22 protein-coding genes and 1 pseudogene are annotated in these 25,829 nt (G+C 61.3%); 9 read left to right on the top strand and 14 right to left on the bottom strand.

The genetic code is table 11. The features are described from left to right. Positions 1-5: 5 nt before the first annotated feature. A complete protein-coding gene (locus AC0NID_RS24415; protein WP_473453009.1) occupies positions 6-278 on the top strand; it encodes a hypothetical protein in 273 nt (90 codons plus the stop codon). A 291-nt stretch (positions 279-569) separates the two neighbouring features. Next, positions 570-827 (top strand): hypothetical protein, encoded by a 258-nt coding sequence (locus AC0NID_RS24410; protein ID WP_473453010.1) that lies wholly within the window; start codon positions 570-572, stop codon positions 825-827. A gap of 1,741 nt (positions 828-2,568) precedes the next feature. On the opposite strand, the gene AC0NID_RS24405 is transcribed toward AC0NID_RS24410, so the two are convergent. The 11 genes and pseudogenes from AC0NID_RS24405 to AC0NID_RS24355 form a co-directional block, all read right to left on the bottom strand. Further along, positions 2,569-3,690 carry a site-specific integrase gene (locus AC0NID_RS24405; RefSeq protein WP_473453011.1) on the bottom strand — a complete coding sequence of 374 codons (1,122 nt, stop codon included), beginning with the start codon at positions 3,688-3,690 and terminating at the stop codon, positions 2,569-2,571. A gap of 168 nt (positions 3,691-3,858) precedes the next feature. Continuing rightward, a complete protein-coding gene (locus AC0NID_RS24400; protein WP_473453012.1) occupies positions 3,859-4,392 on the bottom strand; it encodes a gamma-glutamylcyclotransferase family protein in 534 nt (177 codons plus the stop codon). Positions 4,393-4,399: 7 nt separating this feature from the next. After that, positions 4,400-4,645, bottom strand: a pseudogene (locus tag AC0NID_RS24395) (hypothetical protein); the annotation flags it as partial. Between the two features lie 236 nt (positions 4,646-4,881). Beyond that, on the bottom strand, positions 4,882-5,529 hold the full coding sequence (locus tag AC0NID_RS24390; protein ID WP_473453013.1) for a GNAT family N-acetyltransferase: 648 nt from the start codon (positions 5,527-5,529) through the stop codon (positions 4,882-4,884). Further along, positions 5,526-6,311 (bottom strand): SDR family NAD(P)-dependent oxidoreductase, encoded by a 786-nt coding sequence (locus AC0NID_RS24385; protein WP_473453014.1) that lies wholly within the window; start codon positions 6,309-6,311, stop codon positions 5,526-5,528. Before AC0NID_RS24385 ends, AC0NID_RS24390 begins: the two co-directional genes overlap by 4 nt. Continuing rightward, entirely contained in the window at positions 6,308-7,303 is a 996-nt protein-coding gene (locus tag AC0NID_RS24380) for an ABC transporter permease (RefSeq protein WP_473453015.1), read from the bottom strand. The genes AC0NID_RS24385 and AC0NID_RS24380 overlap by 4 nt, the downstream gene beginning before the upstream one ends. 155 nt (positions 7,304-7,458) lie before the next feature. Beyond that, positions 7,459-8,499 carry a sugar ABC transporter substrate-binding protein gene (locus tag AC0NID_RS24375; RefSeq protein WP_473453016.1) on the bottom strand — a complete coding sequence of 347 codons (1,041 nt, stop codon included), beginning with the start codon at positions 8,497-8,499 and terminating at the stop codon, positions 7,459-7,461. A gap of 39 nt (positions 8,500-8,538) precedes the next feature. Continuing rightward, entirely contained in the window at positions 8,539-9,303 is a 765-nt protein-coding gene (locus AC0NID_RS24370; RefSeq protein WP_473453018.1) for an ATP-binding cassette domain-containing protein, read from the bottom strand. Positions 9,304-9,341: 38 nt separating this feature from the next. After that, positions 9,342-10,508, bottom strand: a complete 1,167-nt coding sequence (locus tag AC0NID_RS24365; RefSeq protein WP_473453019.1) for an ROK family transcriptional regulator — start codon at positions 10,506-10,508, stop codon at positions 9,342-9,344. Positions 10,509-10,683: 175 nt separating this feature from the next. Then, a complete protein-coding gene (locus tag AC0NID_RS24360) occupies positions 10,684-11,970 on the bottom strand; it encodes a M23 family metallopeptidase (protein ID WP_473453020.1) in 1,287 nt (428 codons plus the stop codon). 187 nt (positions 11,971-12,157) lie between these two features. Then, positions 12,158-12,625, bottom strand: coding sequence for a peroxiredoxin (locus tag AC0NID_RS24355; protein ID WP_473453021.1), 468 nt, complete (start codon positions 12,623-12,625; stop codon positions 12,158-12,160). 95 nt (positions 12,626-12,720) lie between these two features. Between AC0NID_RS24355 and AC0NID_RS24350 the strand changes: the two genes are divergently transcribed. Next, on the top strand, positions 12,721-16,107 hold the full coding sequence (locus AC0NID_RS24350; protein WP_473453022.1) for a hypothetical protein: 3,387 nt from the start codon (positions 12,721-12,723) through the stop codon (positions 16,105-16,107). An 86-nt stretch (positions 16,108-16,193) separates the two neighbouring features. Here the strand turns inward: AC0NID_RS24350 and tyrS are convergent, their stop codons facing one another. Next, complete coding sequence (tyrS, locus tag AC0NID_RS24345; RefSeq protein ID WP_473453023.1) at positions 16,194-17,447, bottom strand: tyrosine--tRNA ligase; 1,254 nt, start codon at positions 17,445-17,447, stop codon at positions 16,194-16,196. A gap of 260 nt (positions 17,448-17,707) precedes the next feature. On the opposite strand from tyrS, the gene AC0NID_RS24340 reads away from it, so the two are divergent. The 4 genes from AC0NID_RS24340 to AC0NID_RS24325 all read left to right on the top strand — a co-directional run bounded on the left by AC0NID_RS24340 (position 17,708) and on the right by AC0NID_RS24325 (position 21,330). Further along, on the top strand, positions 17,708-18,436 hold the full coding sequence (locus AC0NID_RS24340) for a glycosyltransferase family 2 protein (RefSeq protein WP_473453024.1): 729 nt from the start codon (positions 17,708-17,710) through the stop codon (positions 18,434-18,436). Then, a complete protein-coding gene (locus tag AC0NID_RS24335) occupies positions 18,429-18,761 on the top strand; it encodes a lipid-A-disaccharide synthase N-terminal domain-containing protein (RefSeq protein ID WP_473453025.1) in 333 nt (110 codons plus the stop codon). Before AC0NID_RS24340 ends, AC0NID_RS24335 begins: the two co-directional genes overlap by 8 nt. A gap of 85 nt (positions 18,762-18,846) precedes the next feature. Continuing rightward, complete coding sequence (locus tag AC0NID_RS24330; RefSeq protein ID WP_473453320.1) at positions 18,847-20,448, top strand: ArnT family glycosyltransferase; 1,602 nt, start codon at positions 18,847-18,849, stop codon at positions 20,446-20,448. Positions 20,449-20,523: 75 nt separating this feature from the next. Continuing rightward, positions 20,524-21,330 (top strand): phosphatase PAP2 family protein, encoded by an 807-nt coding sequence (locus AC0NID_RS24325; protein WP_473453026.1) that lies wholly within the window; start codon positions 20,524-20,526, stop codon positions 21,328-21,330. A 6-nt stretch (positions 21,331-21,336) separates the two neighbouring features. On the opposite strand, the gene AC0NID_RS24320 is transcribed toward AC0NID_RS24325, so the two are convergent. Both AC0NID_RS24320 and AC0NID_RS24315 read right to left on the bottom strand, forming a co-directional pair. Next, positions 21,337-22,002: an FMN-binding negative transcriptional regulator gene (locus tag AC0NID_RS24320; protein WP_473453028.1), complete on the bottom strand. Its 666-nt coding sequence runs from the start codon at positions 22,000-22,002 to the stop codon at positions 21,337-21,339. Positions 22,003-22,015: 13 nt separating this feature from the next. After that, entirely contained in the window at positions 22,016-22,690 is a 675-nt protein-coding gene (locus AC0NID_RS24315) for an alpha/beta hydrolase (RefSeq protein WP_473453029.1), read from the bottom strand. A 254-nt stretch (positions 22,691-22,944) separates the two neighbouring features. On the opposite strand from AC0NID_RS24315, the gene AC0NID_RS24310 reads away from it, so the two are divergent. Beyond that, positions 22,945-24,123: a cysteine desulfurase family protein gene (locus AC0NID_RS24310; protein ID WP_473453030.1), complete on the top strand. Its 1,179-nt coding sequence runs from the start codon at positions 22,945-22,947 to the stop codon at positions 24,121-24,123. A 187-nt stretch (positions 24,124-24,310) separates the two neighbouring features. Then, entirely contained in the window at positions 24,311-25,828 is a 1,518-nt protein-coding gene (sufB, locus tag AC0NID_RS24305) for a Fe-S cluster assembly protein SufB (protein WP_473453031.1), read from the top strand. Position 25,829 lies beyond the last annotated feature (1 nt).

Here is a 25,829-nt window from a genome sequence, read left to right as displayed (position 1 = left end):
AGCGCATGAAATTTAATCCGATTATATTTATGATTTATTTGTTGTCTCTTACAGGATGCGTTAGCGAGCAGTCATCTATAGAATTGAATGGGAATGTACGCATAAGCAAAGCAGAGGGCGTTCGTGGCTGTAAATTTATCACAGATTTGCATGCTTCGTCCGCGCTATACGGAGCTTTTGCTTCAAGCGGAATTACGGCTGCTCGCAGTGCTGTTATAAGCCAAGCGCAACGGATAGGCGCAACTAACGTTGTTATTGACGGCGTTGACGCAGTCTAGGGTTCCACGACGGTAAATGCGAGTGCCTATGAGTGTCGCGGCTCGTAGTCCCGCTAGCGAGTTTACAACGATAGTCTGGGTACTGAGACGGCTAGACGGGAAGCGACAGAAGACGTTCATTATGCTGAGTCCAGGGATGAAGGCGTACTAAGCGAGCATACAAAGACCGGATTAGCCCATGCTCGCGGCTGAATTTTTAAAAGGCGGGGCCGACCCTGGAGCGAACTGGCCTAGTTGCAGATGTCCTGGGCACAGGGTAGCTAGAACGGCTAAGGCTGAAAGGGAGGGATCATGATCTTCACAAAGTTGGGGCTAGCCATTGCTTGGCTGCTAGTAATTCTTAGCAGCTTTCGGGTTGCGGCAGCCTTCGCCTTCGCTTACACGACTGGCCAAGCTACAGCTCCCAGATACTTCGGATCAAAAACCACTGGCGAGGTTATCGACCAGGGTTTGTTGCTTCTTCTAATTGGCGTCGCCGTGGGCATAGTGGCCGAGATAAGCCGTTCGGTCGCAGTGAAGGCCGAAGTCAGAAAGCGGGGCCTTGAGTAAGGGCCTCGTTGGCATAGCTATCGGATCAATCGGCACTGCAGCCTAAGATCAAGGCTGTATGAACACATGGTTCTAATCCATGCCCCGCCCCATGGCTCTATCTGGTATCCAACGCCAATGCGCCCTAGGTTGCCTTGCATGTAACCGCAGGCGGCTCATCCGCCCTTGGTCCGCTCGTGTCGGGGACGTCATCGACGTAGGTGCCAGTGGTGGCCGTCAGTGATTAGACGACACGATTACGGCAATCCTTGGGCTAGGGGAGAAATAATTTCATTCGGAGCAATAATTAGAATCGGGTAATATGATGAACTAATTTGGGGGGAATTAGAGATGATCTGGGGCTCGGTGATCGGGGCGGCTGTCGCATTAGCAACGGTTATCTTGGGATCGATGTTTTGGTTTTGGCGACGGAACAGCGACCCATTGAATCGGAAGGCTGCCGCCGAGATTTGCACATATCTGACCGACGAGACTGAGGGGACCATTGACCCTCTGGTAATCGCAGAAATCTTCATGCGAAACGCTCGATATAAGGCGCAAGCTCTGCACGTCGCTACTATGGTGCCAATCTTGTTGGAGAGGGCGGGCTATCCAAAGGAAATCGCCAAGCATGCGCTATTGCGAGTGGCTGAGGCCGTCCGACTGGTTCCCGAGTGAATGTCAGCTCCTTGCGTCTTCATACAGGCTAGAAAAGCATCTTGTAAACGTTGCCTTTGATGCCCCTCGCGACGCTGAAACCGTCGGCCCGGTCCGGCTGCTTTCAAGGTAGCATCGGGCCGATTGGAAGAGAGCCGGGCGCAATTTGACCAAGCCTGAGTGCAATCTCAGGGTTCCTCTGACGCATCATCTGCAATGTATTGGCGGTCATTTGGTATAGGCTCGACCTAATAAATTCATCGATCTCAGGCAGCAACATTGGGCGAGTGGGGACTCGTTCGAAAGACTCACCAACATAAGCGAGATTGTGCCTTGGGGGGCTGGATGCCGGTCGAACGGTAGTGCCAAACCTGGGACCACCCATGAGCAGGCGGCAAGCACCAATGTGTAATATCCAATGACGGAAACGAAGTATCTTTGTCACAAAAGGGGAAGCAAATATATTGGCCGAAAACTCAGGTCCTGATGCGAAGATAAAATAGATCAAGTTATCGAACCGTCCTTCGGTGCCACCCAGATTTACGACTGTGTCCTTTGCACGTGCTTGCAACGGTTTGTGGCTGTAGATGAGGCCGGGGCAACGACGACCAAGAACAGCTATGATTGAATTGTCGGCGAATGGTTCGGTGTAGTTCGCGTAGTCGATCAGCTTACTTGTCGTGCGAATGGTATGTTTTACTGTTATACCATTAGCTTTAGGGCTGCGATGGACCGAAGCGTGGTTCTCGACTATGGCGGCACTTTGCGCAACGCGAGGGGGACTTGCAAGCCTTGGGTCGTCTTCAAACTTGTGGTGGGGCTCTAGGTCGAGAAATATGTGCAGGTCGCCATTGTTTCTCTCAGTTATCGAAAGGATTTGACAAGCGCTGCTCCCTGCAGTCGCCGAGACTCGTATTCTTAGCCTAGGCATTGTCCCCGAAAACCCCTGAAAGAGACCAGTTAAAGCAAATCTTTCTAGGGACGTAGACGAAAATTATCTAGCGGATGCGACCTAATACGAAATGTGCCAAAGAAAAGGCCCAAGACGGGTGCAAGGGCCTAGTGAGGTCAGATCGTGACTCGGTGGGTCAGAAGCGTAGCTATTTCAAGCCATTAGTTCTGGTTGGGTTAGCGCGACTGTTGCCGTGTCAATCGAGATTTCCCGACTTCCTGACCGATGGTCACTCCCAATGAGCTTTTCCGACGACTGACCACCGTAGAGCTTCGCTCTGACAAACTCCTGACTGGCATGGCTGTACCTCATCAATTGGGCAAGCGTCCTATGGCCTGAGATCGAGGCGACCTCTGGGACCGTCAGGCCTAGTTCGAATAGCCGAGAGATCGCTTCATGCCTGAGGTCATGGAAATTCAGGCCGTCTATCCCCGCCCGCTCTGTCAGCCTGTCCCATTGGAGCCTAATAGCTACCGGAGTGATAGGAAAGGCCCGATCCGTGGGCTTGGTGTCTTCAGTCATCAATGCGGCTAGGATCGCTACTGCCCTTAGTGTCAGGGGGATCACCCTCGAATAGCCCGACTTCGTCTCAGGGATGACCAAGGATTGGCGTTCGAAATCGACATGAAGGAACTTGACCGAAAGTATCTCGCCACGCCTCATGGCCGTCTCTAGGGCAAACAAGATGATAGGAAAGACGAGCCTGTTCTTGCCCCGCTTTGTCGCTTCCAAGAGCCTGTCGAGTTCGCCGGGACGAAGCCGTCTTTCCCGCTTGTTGTCGATAACCTTCAGCTTCAATCCGTCCAGCGGGTTTCTGAGCGGGATCTCCCATTCGATCAGGGCATGACGGAACATATGGGAGAGGGGAGAAAGCTCACGCTTCAGCGACTTGGCCGTAATCGGCGTGTCTGACCTGTGCTTGGGCTCTTTCAGCCTTTGATCCCTGTAGACTGCGAAATCAGCCGTGCTTAGCTCATAAAGTGTTTTTTTACAGATCGGATAGCGAAGGAAGCGGTTTAACAGGATCGTCTCGACAGCCGAGCACTTCTTTTTGGAAACGACCTCATCTCGATACCGGGAGACTAGATCGCCTAGGTTGATCGCTCTGAGGGCCTTTCGGTCGGGTCCAAGCTCTTGCCTGTCATGCTGACGCTCAATCGTCCTGGCCCATTCCCTGGCGTCTTCCTTTGAGACGAATGACCTAGATTGGACAGGAAATCCATGGCGTCTGACTTGGACCTGCCATTTGCCGTTACGCTTTCGAAAAGTAGCCATTTTTAGCTCCGGTGTGACTGTGCTGTGACAGCAACCGGCTAATCAGCTTTGGGACCAGAGAGAGCTAAGGCTATGTTTTTGATTGCATGGGCATAATCATCCTAGAGGATCAAGCCCTTGTGGAGTGAGCGCTTCGTTTACACCGAAGATGTCGGCGGTTCGAGCCCGTCATCGCCCACCAATTACCACCATTATGCTTCGGGTCGTTCGCCTGCGCCAGCAGTCAAGCCTCCTGGCTTGAGGCCAGCGCCTCAAGCCGGGCCAATAGTCATCCGGCAGCTTGTGATGTCTGGCGCCATCCAGAATATGCCTGAGGTAGGCCATGTCCGGCAAAAACGTCCCTGCTTGCCGTTCGGCAAAGCAGATCTGCATTTCGGTTGCCACGCCATTCATCGTCACCATTACGGGGAGGCGAGTGTAGCTGTTCAGATTCCTGTTCCGGCCCGGCTGGTAGCCTTCCTTCTGATCGAGCAGAGCCAAGTCGACGGCCGTCAGGCGGTCGACGGCGCCCCAGACCGCGGCCCCTTCCATAGGTTCCACCGATGACACCCCGCAATTGCGTTTCACGGACATCCTTGGAAAACACAGGGCATGGCCTGGCAAATAACCCGTGCCCACGACTTCGGCGCCGGGACAGCGCTCCGTCATCTGTCGAATGTCCATGTTGGATCCGTAGGCGAAATAGAGAAACGTCTCGGTCACGCGCCACACCCAAGGCGGTCAGATCCTGAACCAAGTTCGCATTGATGATGACGAGGTCAAAAGGTTCCCCAGCTTCAATCTGCTTCTTTACTGTCGGATCGAGATCCCACTTGACCGCAACTGTAAATCCTGTGGCCAGTTTTTCGAACCGGGATATGAGCGCAAGGACGGCGGGTCGGACCGCGATAGCACCAAAGCCGGATTTTCCTGATTCATGGCCTGACCTGAAATCGGTCGAAACGACCTTCCTCACATTCGTACCTGGCCTGCATTCAACGGCTGCCCGGCCATTCTATGCTCGGCGTCCCATCGTGTCGGCCTCCGAAGCAAACCGAGACCCAGTGAAATCACACCAGAGTCATGCTGGGAATGCACTTTTCAAACATGCTCTAACGCTTCAATTAGCCTTCCGGACTATCGATGTTCGGGCAGGGAATTGTCCCCCGTTCATCGCAAGGAAACGTCAGGGCGCGCAGCGGGTCGATCGCTTCACTGCATCGCAAGGGCAAACCGCTTGCCGACATAGATGCAGTTTCTCGGCAGTCCGACGTTCTGCAACACCTCGAAGCCGATGGCGTTGTAGAAGCTCAGCGCTCCGTGATTGCCCCGCATGACCTCGAGGCAAAGTCCAGTTGAGCCGCGGGCGGCAAGGCACTGCTCGAGAAAGGCCATCGCTTGGCTACCGATGCCTTTTCCGCGCGCCTGCGGCAACAGGTCGATATGGCCGTGCGAGGGATAGGCGGCCAGCGTTTGCGGGACGGAAAGATCGGGATGATGGATCCTGTGCCGCACCCAGTCGCTGCCGCGCCAGCCGGAGCTGTCGGGCCCTGGATCGGCCACACGCGCTTGAAGGCCGGGATACCACTCCGCGGCCAATCTCGCATTGAAGGAATTTGTGTCGGCTGCGCCAAGAACGTAGCCGGAGACACCCGCGGGACCCTCGATGACGAAGGCCAGGTCCGGTTCGAGGACCTGATAGGGAATGGTGTAGACGAGGCCCAGCAGATCCGGGTCGTCTTCGCGGCCAGTCGCGTCCTTGCCCGCGTCGCCGGTTTTGAGGCAGATCGTGGCAAGTGCCGCATGGTCGGCCGCTGTTGCCTGGCGCAGGAAAAAACCGTCACCGAAATCGAGGATCATGGCGGAAGCAACCGAAAATCCTTGCCTTCGGGCAGAAGCTGCCCGCCGTCGACGATGATGGTCGTGCCGGTGATGTAGCTGGCATCGTCCGAAGCCAGGAACAGGAAGGCATTGGCGACGTCGCGAGGACTGCCGAGGCGGCCGAGCGGGATGGCGTCTTCCATGTTCTTGATGAAGGCCGGGCCGCGATGCAGCTGGATTGCTTCGGTGAGGATATTGCCGGGCTCGACGCCGTTGACCGTGATGCCATAGCCCGAGAACTCGAGAGCCGCCGACCGGATAAGTCCGTTGATGCCGGCCTTGGTCGCCGAATAGTGGCCGTGACCGGGGCTGGTGACATGCGGGCCGGTGATGGAGGAGGTGAACAGCATGCGGCCAAAGTGCTGCGCCTTCATCGGAACGAGCGCGGCACGGGCGGCATTGAAGCTGCCGCGCAAATTGACCGCCATGACACGGTCCCAGTCGTCCGGACTGGTGTTTTCCAGCAGCTGCCAGGGGTAGATGCCGGCATTCTGGACCAGGATGTCGAGACGGCCGTACTGTCCGAGCGCCAGCGCGACGGCGGCCTCCGCATCGGCCATCTGCGAGATGTCGGTGCGGATGAAGGCGGCACCGAGCTCGGCCGCGGTCGCTTGTCCCGCCTCGATCTCGGTATCGGCCAGGACCAGCTTCGCACCCTCTTCGACGAAGCGTTGTGCGATGCCCTTGCCGATGCCGCGCGCACTGCCGACGATCAGCGCGACCTTGTCCGAAAGTCTTCCGATCCTTGGACGGCCGGTCATGCCAGCCTCTGGCGGATGGTTTGCTTGAAAGCATCGAGCAGCACGGCGGCAAGCACCAGCAGACCGTGGATTACCTGGGTGAAGTTGGCCGGAAGGCCCATCAGGTTGATCGCCGTGTTGATGGCCGACAGCAACAGCACGCCGGCATAGACGCCTGGCAAGGTGCCGACGCCGCCCTTCAAGCTGACACCGCCGATGACAACGGCGGCGAACGCGTTGAACAGCAGGCCGACGCCGAGATTGGCGGTGGCGCCTGAGGTGCGGATGGCCAGCAGCCAGCCGGCAAGGCCGGCGATGGCGCCAGCGAGAACGAAGGCGATGACGAGGTTGCGGTTCACGCGGATGCCGGCACGAAAGGTCGCGGTCTCGTTGCCGCCGATCATGATCAGATGCCTGCCGAAGGGTGTCTTGGCCATGATCAGCGAGAAGACCACGAAACACGAAATGGCGATCCAGGCGGTGAGCGGCAGGCCAAGGAGGCGCTGAATGCCGAACCAGCGGATTGCCGGCGCAAGATCCTGTGCGGAGCGGCCTCCCGAAATAACCAGCACGAGGCCGCGCACCCAGATGTAGGACGCCAGCGTAATGATGAAGGCACTCATCTTCACCTTGACGACCAGGTAGCCGTTGATGACGCCGATGATGCCGCCGACAACTACGGCAAGCAGCAGCGAAACCGGAACCATTAGCCATTCCGGGTGCAATTGAACGCCAAGGCCGATACCCGCCGAGCAGAACAGGATACCGACCGCCATGGCACCGAGCGCCGCCACGGATTCGACCGACAGGTCCATGTGGCCGGTGATGATGACCAGCGCCAGGCCGATCGACATGACGCCAAGTACGCTCGACGCCTCGACGATGTTGGCGAATATGCCGAGCTGGAAGTAGTTCGGAATTAGGATGGAGAAGACCACCAGCACGAAGACCAGCATGAACCAGACGAGGTTGTCGAGGACGAACTCAAGGGCGTGGCGCGTGCGGGGGGACATGTGTTGATCCGGCTGGCGCATGACCCTCAAAAATCAGGCCGATTTTCCAGGCCGATTTCGAAGGGATGCGCGGGTTGGAAATTGCCGTGGCGCTCCCTCGGTCGCGGCACGGAGAAACCGGCTCCGGACCGATGGCCCGGAGCCGCGGAGGTCTGCTATTCGACCGGTTTCACGGTGTCCGAGGGCGGCTTCATATTGCCCCAGAAGGCCGGGTTGTCGACGTTTTCCTTGGTGATCGCAGCCCCGGGGATCTTGATGTTCGGTCCCCAGGCTTCCTTGGTTACGGTCGACTTGAGGCCGAGCACGTCGTACTCACCCGGCTTGATCTCCTGCTTGTTGACGACCTTGTCCATGAACATGGCGACGGCGGCGGCCTGAGCGTAAAGCGGCTGCTCGACTTCGACATTGAGCCAACCCTTGCGGATCAGGTCGAGGCCGACCGGCGCACCGTTCGAGCTCATCAGCATGACATCGCCCGGCTTCTTGCCGGCGGCCTCGAGAGAGGCGACGGCAGCGACCGAGAGATGCGCGGCGTGGCTGAAGATCAGGTCGATATCCGGGTTGGCGAGCATCTGGTCGGCGACGATGGTGCCGGCATTGCTGGCTTCCCATTGCATGGCCGGAACCGAGATGATCTTGACGTCCGGGAACGCCTTCATCTTCTCCTCGAAACCCTTCTGGATGTCGAGCGTGTAGGGATCGCCGGGATCGCCGAGCACCTGCAGGACCTTGCCTTTCACCGACCCGTTCTTTGCCTTCAAGAGCTTCTCGGTCTGATCGGCGGCGACGTGGCCGATCTCGACGGTGCCCGCCACGGAGGTGAAGTCGGACGGTGTCGAGGTGATCTGGCGGTCGAATTCGACAACCGGAATGCCGGCGGCGCGGGCGGCCTCGATGGACGGTTTCAGCGCATTGAAATCGACGGCGGCGAGAATGATCGCCGACGGCTTGAGCGCGATGACGTCGTTCATCTGCGATTGCTGAGCATCGGTCTTGTTATCGGCGTTCAGCGTTTTCATCTCGTAGCCGACCTGCTTCAGGAACAATTCCAGAGCGCTCACCGAGCCGGTCTGGAATTCGTCGAGCAGTGTCGGCACCATATAGTAGACGGTGCCCTTGGACTGGGCGAATGCCGGCGTGAGCGTGGCAAAGGCCAGTGCCAGGATACCGAAGACAGCAAGAAGTATTTTCTTCATGTCGTTCGCTCCTTTTGCGCCGGACCCCTCATCTGTCCCTCAGCCCGCCGGTCCGGCACCGGCAAGCGTCTCTCCGGTGATCATGTTGATCACCGCGTCGGGACTTGTCTTGTTGCGCGCGACATCGCCCGCCACGACACCTTGCCGGATCACCACGATCCGGTCGGCGACCTGGAAGGCCTGCTGCATGATATGGGTGATGATGACGACGCCGATACCCTGGCTCGCCACCTGGCGGATCATGTCGAGACCCCGCCGCGTCTGCTCGACACCGAGTGCCGCGAACGGCTCGTCGAGAAGCACGAGCTTGCCGCCAAAATGCACGAAGCGGTTGAGCTCGATCGCCTGCCGCTGGCCGCCCGAGAGGTGCTCGACGTTTGTGCGCAGCGAGGGGATGCGCGTGCCGGCGCTGGCGAGGGCATTTTTGACGACGTTCTCCATGGCGGCTTCGTCGAGCACGGGAACGCCAAGAAATTTCCTGGTGATCTCGCGGCCCATGAAGAAATTGGCCACCACGTCGACATTGGTGCAAAGCGACAAGTCCTGGTAGACCGTCTCGATCCCCGCTGCCTTGGCCTCGGCGGGAGACTTGGCGAGGAATTCCTTCCCCTCGAACAGCATGCGGCCGGAGGTCGGCTCCAGCCCGCCGGCGATGATCTTGACCAATGTGGATTTGCCGGCGCCGTTGTCGCCCAGAAGCGCCACCACCTCGCCCTTGCCGATTGAAAAGCTGATCCCCTTGAGCGCTTCGATCGCGCCATAGTTCTTGGTGACGTTGTCGAGCACCAGCAGGGGTTCGCTCATGCCAGGCTGAGCTCCGCTCATGCCAGGCTGAGCTCCGCTCATGCCGCGATTCCCTTGCTGTGCAGGAGATCTCGCCCGCGTTCGCGCTCGGTCGTGAATATCTGGCCGAAGCGCGGCGAAAGCACGCCGGAAACAGCGAGGGCTGCGGCCCCGCGCAGCACCGCATGCTGCCCACCGCGTGCGACGGTGACACGGGGCGTCGTGCGGTCCCTCCGCGCCGAAACCGAGTTGGGAAGGTTCGCAGCCGAACCGGCCAGCCGTTCAAGCAGATCGGTGGACGCCAGTCCGCCAAGGATGATGGTCTCGGGGTCGAACAGGTTCTCGATGATGGTGATGGCGCTGCGGAAGATCGGCCCGACTTCATCAACCCATTCGGCGTCGCCGACATTCCGGCGCCGCAGCGCTTCGAGTGAGAGGTATCTTTCGAGGCAGCCACGATTGCCGCAGGGGCAGGGTTCGCCACTCGGCACCACGGGGATGTGTCCGATCTCGCCGGCGTTTCCCCAGGCGCCGCGCAAGGCGCTTCCGTCATGCACCATGACGCCGCCGAGACCGACACCGAAATAGAGATAGTAGTATTCGGAATATCCCGCCCCGAGGCCGTACAGGCGCTCGCCCATGGCGGCAGCCGCCATGTCGGTTTCAAAAAACGCCGGCAGCCCGGTCGAGGCCGCCAGCCGCTCCCCGAGCGCCACATCCTTCCAGCCGGCCATTGTCGTCGGCCCGACAAAGCTCATGGACTCAACGCCGAACGGCCCGGGCAAAGCCATGCCGATCCCGAGAACGCGACCGCCCGGCCGCAGCCGGTTCAGTTCGAGCACCATCGCGCCGATGAGGTCGAAGGCACGATCGGGCGTTGCGTTGGGGGCTTCGCGGTAGATGCTCTCGATCACGTCTCCGCTGAGATTGATCAGCGCCGCGTTGATCCCGAGGGGCGTGACGTGGATGCCGACGGCATAGCCGCCTTCCGGGTTGATCCGCAGGGTCGCCGGAGGCAGCCCGCGCCCTCGCGGCTCTTCGCGCATCGACAGGACATAGCCGTGCTCCTCCAACTCGCGAACGATGGTCGATACCGTTTGCACGGTGAGCCCTACCCGCCTGGCTATGTCGCCACGGGCGATCGGACCGTGAAGGCGGATGGATTCGAGCACGATGCGCCTGTTGTAAGGCCGCCCGAACTCCTGATTGGTCCCCCGCAGTGCCATCTCTTGCGCCCCTACGAGGCATGAGGTTCGCACCAAAGATTTATTCAGTCAAATGGAATTCAAAAATAATGTCGCGCGTGTTGACGGTTACGCCGAGATCCTTCGCGCCCCCTCTGTCCCGCCGGCGCCAGGAAGCAGGTGCAGCCGATAGGTTGCAACCACCCAGGAAATTAGATCAGAGATACTGCGCGACTTTCTTGCCGACCCTCAGGAAGCGCAGCGGGTCGATCGCTTCGCCATTGTGGCGGATCTCGTAATGCAGATGCGGGCCGGTCGAGCGGCCGCTGCTGCCGGTCTTGCCGACGACGTCACCGGCGTCGAGCCTCTCCCCGACGGTCACGCTGATTTTGCTGAGATGCCCGTAGCGCGTCGTAAAGCCATTGCCATGGTCGACCTCGACCATGCGGCCATAGCCGCCGTTCCAGCCGGCCTTGACGACGACGCCATGCGCCGTGACCTTGGCGGGCATGCCGGTCGGCGCCCTGAAATCCATCCCCGAATGCAGCGCGGCGGTGCCGAGCAGCGGGTCGGTGCGTACGCCAAACGGGCTGGTGACGGAGCGGCCGGGGGCGGGATTGGCGAGCGGCAGCCGTCGCGCCTCCGTCTTCAGGCGGTCGAGCGCGTCCAGCGCCTCGTCGAGTTCTCTTACCTTGCTGTCGAACACCATCGAACTGTCGAGCGGTATCAGCGGACCGCCGGTATCGCTCTTGCCGAAGTCGCTGTCGACCGGCAGGCCGGCCGATTCGAGCGCCTGTGAAATCGCATCGGCGTTTCTAAAGGCGTTGTCGGCAAGCGCGGCGATGCGGGTGAGCTGCTGGCTTTCAATGGCCTTGAGCGACTCGTTGATCGACACGAAGAGCTTGTCGGCACGATCGGCCGCCGTGTCGCTCGGCGCCGGATCGGAGCGGGTCGACCACAAGGAGAACGGCTTGATATTGCTTGTGCCAAGCGCGCCGACACTGGCAACCGAATACGCTTGCGGCTGGGCGTCGGTCGCGTCGGCGCGTTGGTCCGGCTTTGCGGACGCGGCGGCACCCGCGGCAGGCGTCGTTCCGACGTCGCTCCCGGCGCGTTCGAGGATCGGGGCGAGGCGGCCGTGGCGCAGGCTGAGCTGGCTCTGTCGTTCCAGCAGTTCGCCAACCTTGGTTTCCATGAGCTGCTGGTCGAGGAGCTGGCGGCTGGTGATCCGGTCGACCTGGGCCCGCAGCGCGGATATGCGGTCTTCATAGGCCTGCTGCATGCGCGCCTGCCGTGACGTGGTCGCGCCGATCAGGTCGTCGCGCAGAACGAGGTAGGAGGTCGCCAGCAGATAGCCTATCGCCATCGCCGCCAGCGCCGAGCCGCAAAACGCGGCCACCCATGGCCGTATCGTGAAATGCCTTATCTCGTTGCCCCGGGCGATAATGACCGTGTGGGGCTCCTTGCGCCTGCCAAAGACCGTTGACTGACTGGCTGCGTTCACGGGACCAAGCTTTCGTTACGACACCAACGACAAACCTCATTACACATCATTAAGGTTAACGGTCGGTTGCTTGCGCGCAACGCCTTGCAGCCCATGGGTTGCAGCCGAATTTTCATGAGGACACGAGGCGCGGATTTCGGCAAACCACGACCCGCATGGGACTTTCAGGTTAGAGCCGGCCCAGCCGTCAAAGCGCGCGGACGGCCTCCAGCACTGCTTCGGCATGGCCCTTGACGCGGACGTTCCGCCAGATCCTGGCAATCCGTCCGTCGCTGCCGATCAGGAAGGTGGCGCGCTCGACGCCCATATAGCGACGGCCGTAAAGCTTCTTCTCGACCCACAGACCGTAGGCTTCGATCACCTTGCGCTCCTCGTCGGCGACAAGGTCGACAGTGAGGCCATGTTTCGATTTGAATTTGTCGTGCTTGCGGGCGCTGTCCGGCGACAGGCCGATCACGACGGCGCCGGCCTTCTCGAATTCCGGCTTCAGCTGCGAAAAGCCGATCGCCTCGTTGGTGCAGCCCGTGGTGTCGTCCTGCGGGTAGAAGTAAAGCACGACCGGCCTTCCCAGCAACGCCGCGAGGCTGAGCGATCCGCCGCCGTCGCGGGGAAGATCGAATTGCGGCGCCAGATCGCCCACGTCGAGATCAGCCATATCGATGCCCTTGTTTGTGGTTACGCGCCAGGCCGCATCGATATAATGTCAAATTGGGATTCGTCCACGGTCGAGTTCGTTCAACGGAAAATTGTGTGGATCAGGAGCAGCCGCAGCACGAGAAGATCAGATTCAGGCGTGACGAGATCACCGACCTGGGGGCCTTCCCGTCCGCGTGCCGCGTACCACCGCTCGGCCAGGCGTCGATCGGCCGCGGCGTTCGTATCCTTGCGCGGCTGTTGGGGGGCCTTGTCGCCCTTGTGCTGCTGGTCGCCGTCGCCGTGTATGCGATCGGCATGTCCGGTTTCGGGGCCGAGCGGCTGCGGGCCGAAGCGGAAACGGCTATCGAAAAATTGGCCGGCGTCGACGTCGATGTTGCGGTCGGGCCGGCCCGTCTCACGCTCGACGGATCGAGCTTCATCGCGCTGCAGGTCAGCGACGTCAGCCTCAAGACCGCCGACGGCAAGCCGATGGCCGATGCCGGACGGGTCAGCTTCGGCATGAGGCTGATGCCGCTGCTTTCGGGCGAGGTGCGGCTCACCAGCGCCAGGGTTTCCGATGCGCGCATCGTGATGGCGGCGATGCCGTCGGGTGGCGACTGGACGTTGGCGCTGCGCAATGAGGACGGCCTCGTCGATCCGGAAAGGCTGGCGGATGCGATCTTCGGCAACATCAATCACGCGCTCGACACGGTGCAGGAGGATTCGATGCGCCGGATCGATCTCCGCAATGTCGATCTCGTTCTGCCTGAGGCCGGGCTGGTCGAATTGGTCAGGATCGCCGATGCCACCGTTGCCCAGTCGGGGCCGGGCGGCATGACGTTCTCGTCGGATGCGGATGTCGACGGCAGGGCGCTCACCATCGCTGCCTCAGCCACCCGCGATACGGCGACGCGGCGCGTGAAGGCGTTGGATGCCAGCGTCGAGATAGCCGAGCCCGATGCGGCCGCGGCAACTTCAGGCGGCAAGACGGGGGCGATTGCCTTGAAGCTGGCGGGATCTGAGGGATCCGGCGAGAACGCGTCACGGCTGACGGCGTCGCTGTCCTTCGCCGGTTCCGTGCTCGATCTCGGCCCGCGTTTCGGGGAGCTTTCGGCCGACGTCGATCTCGATGCGACGCTTATCGCCGGCGCCAACAAGATCCAGGTAGACCGGCTGCAGGTGAAGACCGGTCGCTCGACATTCGATTTCGCCGGCTCGATCGGGCCGAAGCCGGCAACTGGGACAGCGGGCGAGGAGCCGTCCTACCGCTATGACCTGACCAGCGACCGTTCGACGCTGGCGCCCTCGGAATCGTCCGAACCCGCGCTTGATTTCATTGCCCGCGTCGCCGGCGTCTACCAGACCAGGAGCCGTAAGCTCGTGGCCGAGCAGATCGGGATCAGGTCTGGCTCCGCCAGCGAGGCACTGGGTACGGCTTCGGTCGAATTCGCCAGGGGTAAGGCGCCGGGCATATCTGTTGCCTTCAACGTACACGAAATGCCGGTCTCGCATGTCAAGCAGTTGTGGCCCTGGTTTTCCGCGGGCAAAGCCCGCCTTTGGGTGCTGAAGAACCTGTTTGGCGGCCGCGTCGTCGACGCCAGCCTGCAGTTCCAGGTCGTGCCCGGACGTCTTGGCAACGGGATCCCGCTTTCCGCCGACGAAGTGTTCGGCCGTTTCCAGATCGAAGGATCGCGCTTCGATACGGCCGGCCACATCCCGCCGATACGCGATGCCGTAGGCGTTGTCGAATTCCAAGGCAACGATATCGACATCGCATTGTCGTCGGGCAGCGTCTATATGACCAGCGGCCGCACAGTGGCGGCAAGCAACGGCACTATGACGGTCAAGGCGGCGAACCGCCCGCCGGTGATCGGCGCGCTCGACATCGACGTTGCCGGTGAGGCGTCCGCAATCGCCGAACTCGCCTCCTATGAGCCGATCAACGCCATGCGCCATGTCGGCCTGCTGCCGGACGACCTGTCCGGCACGGTGACAGGCCACGTGAGAGCAGACATTCCGCTGCAGTCCGGCGTCGATACCTCGAAGCTCGATTGGTTGGTGGCGCTCGATTACAAGGGCCTGTCGCTGGCCAAGCCGTTCGAAGGCCAGGCGGTGACGGACGCCGACGGTTCGATCACCGTCGAGCCCGAGCAGGCCGTGATCTCCGCGAAGGCGCTGCTGAACGGCATTCCAGCCGAGCTCGACCTGATCGAGCCGCTCAACAAGGCCGGGCCGCCACGCAGCAGGAAAGTGGCGCTGGTGCTCGACGACAAGGTGCGTGCAATCGCCATGCCTGGCCTGTCGGCGCTGCTTTCCGGAACCATAAAGGTTGGGATCGACAAGAACGGCGGCAACGGCGAGACTGTTTCGGCGGACCTGACCAATGCCAGGTTGAACATTCCCTGGGCTGGCTGGAGCAAGGGACCCGGCATTCCCGCCAACGTCGCATTTGCCATGACCAAGTCCGGCGGCACCACGACGCTGTCCGACTTCAAGCTGAATGGAAAGACCTTCTCGATCGACGGCGACGTGGTGCTGGTCGACGGCGCCTTGTCCTCGGCCCGCTTCAGCAAGGTCAGGTTGAACCGGGGAGACGACGTCGCCGTGTCGGTGAAACGATCGGGCAAGGTCTACGCGATCGACATCAGCGGCACCGCGCTGGACGCGCGCTCGCTGATCAGGCAATTCACGTCCGACGTCGACACCGCCACCAAGGCCACCGGATCCGACGCGATTTCCGTCAGCGCCGATGTGAATTCCCTGACCGGCTTCCACAACGAGACGTTGTCGAGCCTGAAGCTCGACTACAGCGCCGCCGGCTCCAGGGTGAACGGGCTCAAGGTGAGCGCCACGACAAGTTCGGGTGCCGCCATAAGCATCAGCAATACGACCGGTGCCGGCAGGCGCGCGCTCAACATGACGTCGGCCGACGCCGGCGCCATCCTGCGGTTCCTCAATATCTACGAGCATATGGAGGGCGGTTCGATAGCGCTGGCGCTCGCCGGGGCAAGCGATGGGCCGATGAAGGGCCAGGTCGACGCAAGGAATTTCTTTGTGGTCAACGAGCCGAAACTCGCCTCGCTCGTCTCGACGACGCCGGCGGGCGACAGCCGCAGCCTCAACGAAGCCGTCAAAGCCGACATCGACACGTCGAGAGTGAAGTTCGAACGCGGCTTTTCCCAGATCGAGAAGGGCACCGGCTATCTCAAGCTGGCCAATGGGGTGCTGCGCGGCCCACGCATCGGCACCACCTTCCGGGGCACGCTTTACGATCAGGACAACAACATGGACATGACCGGCACGTTCATGCCGGCCTATGGCCTCAACCGCATTTTCGGCGAGCTGCCGCTGTTCGGGGCGCTTCTCGGCAACGGCCGCGATCGCGGGCTGATCGGCGTGACCTACCGGCTGAGGGGCGACGCCAACAAGCCGAAACTGGACGTCAATCCGCTGTCGGTGATCGCGCCCGGAATTTTCAGGTCGATCTTTGAGTACCGGTAGACGACGATCCCGAACTTTCGGTTCGGAAAGATCATCGTTAGCAAGAAAGGACCCCATCCGATTCTATCGGGATGGGTCAGTTCTGGTCAGGCCGGCCGCACCAGAACGTGTTTTTTCTTGCCTAGTGAAAGCTTTATGACGTTTTCCGGACTCAAATCCTGAAGCGTCACCACCTGACGGTCGTCGGACACCGGCCGGTCGTTGAGGCGCACGCCGCCGCCCTGGATGTGTCGACGCGCCTCGCCGTTGGACGCGGCAAGCCCGGCGGTGACGAACAGCGACAATATGCCGACGCCGCTTTCCAGATCGGCCTTGCCCACCTCGACGGTTGGCAGCGTTTGCGCCAGCGCGCCCTCCTCGAACGTCTTGCGCGCGGTTTCCTCGGCTTGCTCGGCTGCCTCGCGGCCGTGCACGATGGCCGTCGTTTCCGTGGCCAGGACCTTCTTGGCCTCGTTGATCTCGGAGCCGCCAAGGGCGGCGAGCCGTGCGATCTCGGACAGCGGCAGGCGGGTGAAAATCTTCAGGAAGCGCGTGACGTCGGCGTCCTCGGTGTTGCGCCAGTACTGCCAGAAATCATAAGGCGAGAACAGATCGCCGTTCAGCCACACCGCGCCCTTGGCCGATTTGCCCATCTTGGCGCCTGACGACGTCGTCAGCAGAGGTGTGGTCAGGGCGTAAAGCTGCGGCGTGCCCATGCGGTGTCCGAGATCGACGCCGTTGATGATATTGCCCCACTGGTCCGATCCGCCCATCTGCAGCCGGCAGCCGTAACGCTTGCTGAGCTCGACGAAATCGTAGCCCTGCAGGATCATGTAGTTGAATTCGAGGAACGATAGCGATTGCTCGCGCTCGAGCCTGAGCTTGACGCTGTCGAAAGTCAGCATGCGGTTGACCGAAAAGTGCCGGCCGACATCGCGCAGGAACTCGACATAGTTGAGCTTCATCAGCCAGTCAGCATTGTTGACCATGATCGCCTCGCTGGGACCATCGCCAAAACGCAGGATGCGGCCAAAGATGCGCTTGATGCCCTCGATGTTGGCGGCGATCGCCTCCGGCGTCAAAAGCTGGCGCTGGTCGTCGCGGAAGGAAGGATCGCCGATCATCGAGGTGCCGCCGCCCATCAGCGCGATCGGCCGGTGGCCCGTCTCCTGCAGCCAGTAGAGCATGGTCGCCGAAATCAGATTGCCGATATGCAGGCTGGTCGCCGTCGCGTCGTAGCCGACATAGGCGGTCACCGCTTCCTTGGCGAAAACCTGGTCGAGGCCGGCATCATCCGAAACCTGGTGGATGAAACCGCGCTCGCTCATGACGCGCAGGAAATCGGATTTGAAGGCGGACATTTTATCTTTCCCGAAAGCGCCCGGCGGCTGTACTGGGGCGTGGTATGCGTGAACGCGGGCGTTTAGCATCCAAGCGCGATCAGCAAAAGGGGAATCCGGTTTTGCGGCCAGCGTGGACGAGATCCGGCATGCTTGCTTCATCGTTTCGGCTGGCGTAATGAAGCGCCGCGCCAGTGGGTTCTTGCAGCACCTGACCCGCTGGAACGGCACCGCACGGCATCGAATCGAATGCCATATCCTGTGACAGAGCCCGACGCGACATGCCGGAGATATCCATCGTCATCCCGTGCCGGAACGAGGCGGCGAACCTGCCGCTTCTGCTCGACGAGATCGGGGCGGCGATGGCTGGGCGCGATTTCGAGGTGATCGTCGTCGACGACGGTTCGACCGATGACACTGCGTCGGTGCTTGCCGCCCAGGCAGCACTTTGCCCGTTTCCGCTCCGGCACCTGCGGCATGAGAAATCCGCCGGCCAGTCTCTCTCCGTGCGTTCGGGGGCATGGGCGGCACGCGGCAATATCGTCGCCACCATCGATGGCGACGGCCAGAACGATCCCCAGTATATTCCGGTGCTTGTCGATGCCCTTCGCCAGGCCGGTCCCGGATTCGGTGTTGCGCAAGGGGAGCGCCTGAAGCGTCGCGACAGCAAAATCAAGCAACTGGCGTCCCGTTTTGCAAACTGGCTGAGAAAGGCCATTCTGCATGACGAAACCCGCGACACGGGCTGCGGCCTGAAGGCGATCCATACCGACATCCTCAGGAAATTGCCGTTCTTCGACGGAACGCACCGCTTTGTTCCGGCCCTCGTCATCCAGGAAGGGTACCAGGTCGTGCATTGCGACGTCGTCGACCGCTCCCGCCGCCACGGCAAGTCGAATTACGGGATTTTCGATCGCGGCCTGCAAGGGGTGCTTGATCTCGCCGGCGTCTGGTGGCTGCGCCGCAGGCGCCGGAGAATGCCAAAAACAGAGGAAATCAGGCATGGCTAACGTGCTTCAGGAACTAGCGACCTGGCTTCACGAAGTCTTCGTCAAGCAATTCGATGCATGGGTTCTGCTCGGCTTCGTCGCCCAGTTCCTTTTTTCGATGCGCTTCGTCGTGCAGTGGGTCGCCTCGGAAAGAGCCAAGCGCAGCGTCGTGCCGATCGCCTTCTGGTTCTTTTCCCTCGGCGGCGGCTGCCTGCTGCTGATCTACGCCATCCAGCGGCAGGATCCGGTTTTCATCGCCGGCCAGTCCATGGGCCTGTTCATCTACATCCGCAATCTCTGGCTGATCGCCAATGAGCGCAAGGCGGCGATGACAAAGGTCGATTGAGCGACCTGCCTCCATAGCAAGCGAACGGGACGGGGCTGACGTGGCGAGCAGGAACTACCTTTTTCTCTTCCTGTTCAGCCTGCTGATGACGGTTTCGGGGCTGGCGACCATACCGCCGATCGACCGCGATGAGCCGCGCTTCATGCAGGCCACCAAGCAGATGGTCGAGACCGGCGACTATGTCGACATTCGCTTCCAGGAGAATTCCCGCTACCAGAAGCCGATAGGAATCTACTGGCTGCAATCGGCGGCCGTAGCGCTGAGCGGCGAAGGCCCCGCGGCGCCGGTCTGGGTGTATCGGCTCGTCTCCGCTCTTGGCGTCGCCATCGCCGTTGTGGCGACGGCCTGGACAGGAGCCAATCTTTTCGGCGCCAGCGCCGGTCTGGCCGCCGGCCTGGTGATGGCCGCAATCTTCGCGACAGCTTTCGAGGGGCGTGACGCCAAGACCGACGCGGTCCTGCTGGCCTGTTGCATCGCGGCGCAAGGCGCATTGGCGCAGATCCATACGGCCTGGCGCCGGAACCAAGCCGTCGCCAGCCATTTGCCGTGGATCTTCTGGGCAGCCCAGGGTGGTGCAATCCTTATCAAGGGCCCGATCGCGCCGCTGTTGTCGGCGCTCACGGTCGCCGTGCTGTTCGCGTTCGAGCGGGACTGGCGCTGGCTCTCGAAGCTGAAGGCGGGGCGCGGCCTGGCTATCGTGTTGCTGATCGTGCTGCCCTGGCTCGTCCTCATCACCTGGAAAAGCGGCGGCACTTTCCTGCAGCAAGCCGTCGGCAACGATATGCTCGGCAAGGTCGCGCAGGGCAGGGAATCCCATGGCGCCCCGCCCGGCTTCTATGTCTTGACCTATTCTCTGTTCATGTGGCCCTTCGGCCTGATCGCGCTCGGCGCCGGGCTCCAGGCCCTCAACCGCCTGCGCGACGATCCCCGGCTCCGCTTCTGCCTCGCCTGGTACATCCCGTTCTGGCTGTTGTTCGAGTTGATCCCGACAAAACTGCCGCACTATGTCCTGCCGGCCTATCCCGGCATGGCGCTGCTGGTCGGCTGGCTTTTGACGCTGAATCCGGAGAAGGCGAATGCGCCGCTGCAGCGCTGGCAGAAATGGTTGTGGTGGGCGACCGCCTTTGGCCTCGCTTTGATCACAATAGGCTTTGCGGTGCTCTGCATCGTCGCGCCGCTCTATTTTACCGGAGCGTTCTCATGGTTGAGCATTCCGGCTGCCCTTGCAGCGCTCGCGGCCGGCTATCTCGGCTTTTCTCGCCAACTGCAAGTGCCGCTCGGCCGCATCGGGGCAATCGCGATTTGTGCAGGCACTGCCTATGCCTTGCTGTTCGGTGTCATCGCGCCGTCATTGAAGCCGATCTGGATGAGCCGCGAGATAGAGGCTGCGCTTCGCGCCAATCAACCCTGCGGGACGACGGTGCTCGCCTCCGCCGGGTATCACGAACCGAGCCTGGTATTTCTGCTGGGCACAAAAACGATATTGACCAATGTCGACGGTACTGCGCAACATCTGCTTGCCGATCCCGCCTGCGCTCTGGCGCTGGCACCGGTCGGCGAAGAAAATAGGCTGGACGACCTGCTGGCAGGGCAGGGCAGGTCGGCGAACCGTGTCGCTCGGATCGATGGCGTCAACTATTCGTCGGGGGAGAAAATGTCGCTTGGTCTATACCGGATCGCCGACTGACTTCAGTGGTTTAGCATGAGCATTGGTCGCAGAGCTCGGGTTCTTGAGTTGCTTCGAAAGCTGCCGGCTCGTTCGATGGGCAATCTCCGGCAAACGGTGGCGATCATCCGTTCTCGATTTGCGAGGCGACCGGCCAATTATTCCAGGATTCCGTGGCCGGCCCTGGTAGCCGTCTATCTGTTGCTGACGGTTGCCTGCATGGTTTTCGTCGACGGCGTGTCTGTCAGCTGGCGGGCTCATTTGCCGAGCGGGTTTGTTGCAGTTGCCAAGGCGTTCACCAATTTCGGGTTGGGCGGCTGGTTTCTCATCCCGTCCCTGTTGCTGTTCGTGCGGGTCAATCTGCTGGATTGGCAAGCCCTTTCAAAGCGTTGGCGCATGGTTGCGTACAACTGGACCTGCTTCGCCTTCTTCGTGGTGAGCGCGATCGGATTGTCAGGACTGACTGTGACGGTCCTGAAGTACGTCATCGGCCGGGGGCGGCCAGCCCTGGACATAGGATTGTTCTCGTTCCATCCATTGAAGTTCGATCCGTATTTCGCCAGTTTTCCCTCCGGCCATGCGGCGAATATGGGCGCGGCCGCGGCAATGGTGATGCTTCTTTTTCCATGGTGGGGGAAATACGTTGTTTTGCCCATCACCGTCTGGATCGCGGTGACGCGGATTGTGGTCGGCGCGCACTTTCCAAGCGATACGATCGCGGGCTTCGGCCTCGGCGTGGGCTGCACCGTCGTTACGGCGCTGATCCTTGCCCGGCTTGGCTTCATCTTCCGCCACACGGCGGCGGGATTGCCGATCCGCAAGAAGACATTCAGGCTCCGCGCGACCTGGCGCAAGCCGGCAGGCCCGCCGCGGATGCTTTTTCCGGAGACAGCCAGTCCCTGAGCGGGACTACTTGTTGTCCAGTCCGCCGTAGGATCGTACCAGCCGGATCATGTCGGTCGAGTTCGCCTCGCTCTCGAGCCCGTCGGCGACACCGCTGCGGTCGGCGATTGGCCGGTTCTGACTGACCTTCCACTTGCCCTGCATGTCGGTGATCTCGATTTCCAGCCCGACAATGCCCTTGATCTGCGACTGGATGAAGGTGGCTGGCGCGTCGGTCACCGCCCAGGGCGCTTCACGAGCGCCTTCCTGGGACACCGTCAGGTCGGAAATCTGCTGGGCCAGCCAGTCCTGGTCCTCGATCACCCTGACGGTACCGCGCACCTGGACGATGGCGTAATTCCAGGTTGGCACGACCTTCCCGGTCTCGCGCTTGGTCTCATACCAGGACGGCGTCACATAGGCATCGGTGCCCTGGAAGACGACCAGCACGGGCGACGCCGGGCTGTCGGCCAGCAGGCGCCATTGCGGATTGGCCCTCGCCAGATGCGCGCGCAGCCTGCCGTTCGGCGGTCCCTCTGCGTTGAGCAGGGAGGGGGCGTCGAGCAGGAACGGGATCGCGTTCGCGACCGGCCCCTCGGCTCCATTTGAAATCAGCAGGCCAAGCGGATGCGCCCGGATCAGTCCGTGCAGCACGTCCTGCCGCGTTTCCTGGAAATGAGGGGGCTGGTACATCGTCGTTCGCCGACTATCGCAGCCGTTTTGGCCGCGGGTCGGACAATTCGCCGGCCAGACGACGGTCGAGATAGTCCGCGCATTCCTCGAGCAGGAGGTCCGCGTCATTGGAAAAGAAATGGTTGGCGCCCGGCAAGGTCTTCTGGGTGATGGTGATGCCCTTTTGCGTGTGCAGCTTGTCGACCAGCCCCTGCACGTCCTTTGGCGGCGCGACCTTGTCAGCGTCGCCATGGATGATGAGGCCCGACGACGGGCAGGGCGCCAGGAACGAGAAATCATAGGTGTTGGGCTGAGGCGCGATCGAGATGAAGCCTTCGATCTCAGGCCGGCGCATCAGAAGCTGCATGCCGATCCACGAGCCGAACGAATAGCCGGCGACCCAGCAGCTCTTGGAATCCGGATGCAGCGACTGCACCCAGTCGAGTGCCGCGGCCGCATCCGACAATTCGCCGGTGCCGTGGTCGAATTCGCCCTGGCTGCGGCCGATGCCCCGGAAATTGAAGCGAAGCGTGGTGAAATCCCGCTTCTGGAACATGTAGAAGAGGTCGTAGACGATCTTGTTGTTCATCGTGCCGCCGAACTGGGGGTGCGGGTGCAGGATGATGGCAATCGGCGCGCTCTTTTCCTTGGAAGGCTGGTAACGACCCTCCAGGCGGCCGGCCGGACCGGTGAAAATGACCTCAGGCATAAAAGACTCCAATCCGTACGAATGCGCGGCGCCCGGAACAACTCTCCCTCTGGCCCCAGCTTCCCAGGTCTTGACGCAGGGCGAGCGTCTTTCTAGAAGCTAGTTTAGAATTGTTCAAAACTGGGTGGTCAAAACATCGTGGCTTGGCCATCCGCGCCGCAAGCCGCGTAAATAGGACGGCTTGCCTTGCAATTTCAAGGAAATAACGCGCTATCCTGGCGGAATGGCTATTGAAGGGATCGATTGAAACGAAAATGGCCGGAACGCGCGCCTATCTCGACTACAATGCCAGCGCGCCGCTGCTTGCCGCGGCACGCGCCGCAATGATTGCCGCGCTCGATATCGCCGCCAATCCGTCGTCGGTCCATGCCGAGGGTCGCGCCGCGCGGCGGCTGATCGAGAATGCGAGGCGCGATGTCGCTGCGATGGCCAATGCCAGGCCCGAGCACGTCGTGTTCACCTCCGGTGCGACGGAAGCCGCCTCGACGCTGCTGACGCCGGATTGGCAGATGGGGCGCGGCGCTGTCCGCATGAGCCGGCTCTACGTGTGCGAAGCCGATCATCCTTGCGTGCGGAATGGCGGGCGATTTCCGGCAGTTCGGGTGACGCGCATCGGCGTCGACGCCGACGGCGTCGTCAGGCTGGAGGCCTTGGCGGCGGCGCTCGCCGCGCATGACAAGTCGGACGGCCTGCCGCTGGTGGCGATCCATGCCGCCAACAACGAGACCGGCGTTATCCAGCCCGTCGAACGCATCGCCGAAATCGTCAAGGCGGCGGGCGGCATCCTGATTATCGACGCCGTGCAGGCAGCCGGTCGCATTCCGCTCGATATGTCGGCAGGTTGCGCCGATTACTTGATCCTGTCTTCGCACAAGATCGGCGGCCCCAATGGTGTTGGCGCCATCGTCGCCGCCTCGGACCTGATGATGCCAAGGCCCTTGATCGCCGGAGGCGGCCAGGAAAAGGGGCATCGTGGCGGCACCGAAAACCCTGCCGCGATCGCCGGTTTTGGCGCGGCGGCGCGGGAAGCCCTGATCGGATTGAAGAGCATCGATGCGGTCGCTCGCCGCCGCGACGAGATCGAGGCCATCGTGAAAACGCTGGTGCCGGACGCGGAAATCTTTGGAACCGGCGCGCCGAGGCTTGCCAATACGACATTCTTCGCTATTGCGGGCACCGGGGCCGAGACGGCGCAGATCGCCTTCGATCTGGCCGGCGTGGCACTCTCGGCCGGATCCGCCTGCTCGTCGGGCAAGGTCGGCCCGAGCCATGTGCTGAAAGCCATGGGATACAATGACAGCCTTGGCGCTTTGCGCGTGTCCATCGGCCACGCAACGAGCGCCGAGGACATCGAACTGTTTCGCGCTGCGCTGGGGGACATTGCCTCGCGGCAAGCCGGTAAGGAAAGGGCGGGCAGGGACGAAGCCGCCTGAGCGCGGCAAACAAACGCAGGCCTTCTGGCCTGGTAGAGCCGTGCGTTTCGTGGTGGCCGGGTGAATTTCCGGCGGAAACGCACTATATGGAACTTACGCCGCCTCGATTGCCTCACGGGTACTCGTTTCGCGGTGCCATAGTTTGAAAACTGCCGGGCCTTGACCCCGGCGTGGATGGAGAACGCCTATGCCTGCTGTGCAGGAGACGATCGATCGGGTTCGAAAGATCGACGTCGATCAGTATAAATTTGGATTCCAGACCGAAATCGCGATGGACAAGGCCCCAAAGGGCCTGAGCGAAGACATCATCCGCTTCATTTCGGCGAAGAAGAACGAGCCGTCCTGGATGCTGGAATGGCGTCTGGGCGCTTACCGGCGCTGGCTGACGCTCGAGGCGCCGACCTGGGCGCGCGTCAACTATCCGAAGATCGATTTCCAGGACATCTATTATTACGCGGCGCCCAAGAGCACGCCCGGACCGACCTCGCTGAGCGATGTCGATCCCGAATTGCTGAAAGTCTACGAAAAGCTCGGCATTCCGTTGAAGGAACAGGAAATCCTAGCCGGCGTGCAGAAGACCGACGCGTCGGAACTCGAGGAACCCAGCGACAATGTCTACAAGTCGGGCCGCGTCGCCGTCGATGCGGTGTTCGATTCGGTGTCCGTCGTCACCACCTTCAAGAAGGAGCTGGCGCAGGCCGGCGTCATCTTCTGCTCGATTTCGGAAGCCATCCGCGAGCATCCGGAACTGGTTCAGAAATATCTCGGTTCGGTCGTGCCGACCTCCGACAATTTCTACGCCACGCTGAATTCCGCCGTGTTCACCGACGGCTCCTTCGTCTTCGTACCCAAGGGCGTGCGCTGCCCGATGGAACTGTCGACTTACTTCCGCATGAATGAGAAGAACACCGGCCAGTTCGAGCGCACCCTGATCATCGCCGAGGAGGGTGCTTACGTCTCCTATCTCGAAGGCTGCACGGCGCCGCAGCGCGACGAGAACCAGCTTCACGCCGCGGTGGTCGAGCTGGTCGCGCTCGACGATGCCGAGATCAAATACTCGACGGTGCAGAACTGGTACCCCGGCGACGCCGAAGGCAAGGGCGGCATCTACAACTTCGTCACCAAGCGCGGCGACTGCCGCGGCGACCGCTCGAAGATTTCGTGGACGCAGGTCGAGACCGGCTCTGCCATCACCTGGAAATATCCGAGCTGCATCCTGCGCGGCGACGATTCCAGCGGCGAGTTCTACTCGATCGCCGTGTCGAACGGCTACCAGCAGGTCGACAGCGGCACCAAGATGATCCATCTCGGCAAGAACACGTCGAGCCGCATCATCTCCAAGGGCATCGCCGCCGGCTTCTCGCAGAACACCTATCGCGGCCAGGTCTCGGCGCACCGCAAGGCGACCAACGCCCGCAACTTCACCAACTGCGACTCGCTGCTGATCGGCGACCAGTGCGGCGCGCACACCGTGCCCTACATGGAAGCCAAGAACGCGACGGCACAGTTCGAGCACGAGGCGACGACGTCGAAGATTTCCGAGGACCAGAAATTCTACGTCATGCAGCGCGGCATTCCGGAAGAAGAGGCGATCGCGCTGATCGTCAACGGCTTCGTCAAGGACGTCATCCAGCAACTGCCGATGGAGTTCGCGGTCGAGGCGCAGAAGCTGATCGGTATCAGCCTCGAGGGCTCGGTCGGCTGAC

Source organism: Mesorhizobium sp. WSM4821 (assembly GCF_055901555.1).
This window is presented reverse-complemented; position numbering and strand designations above follow the sequence as displayed.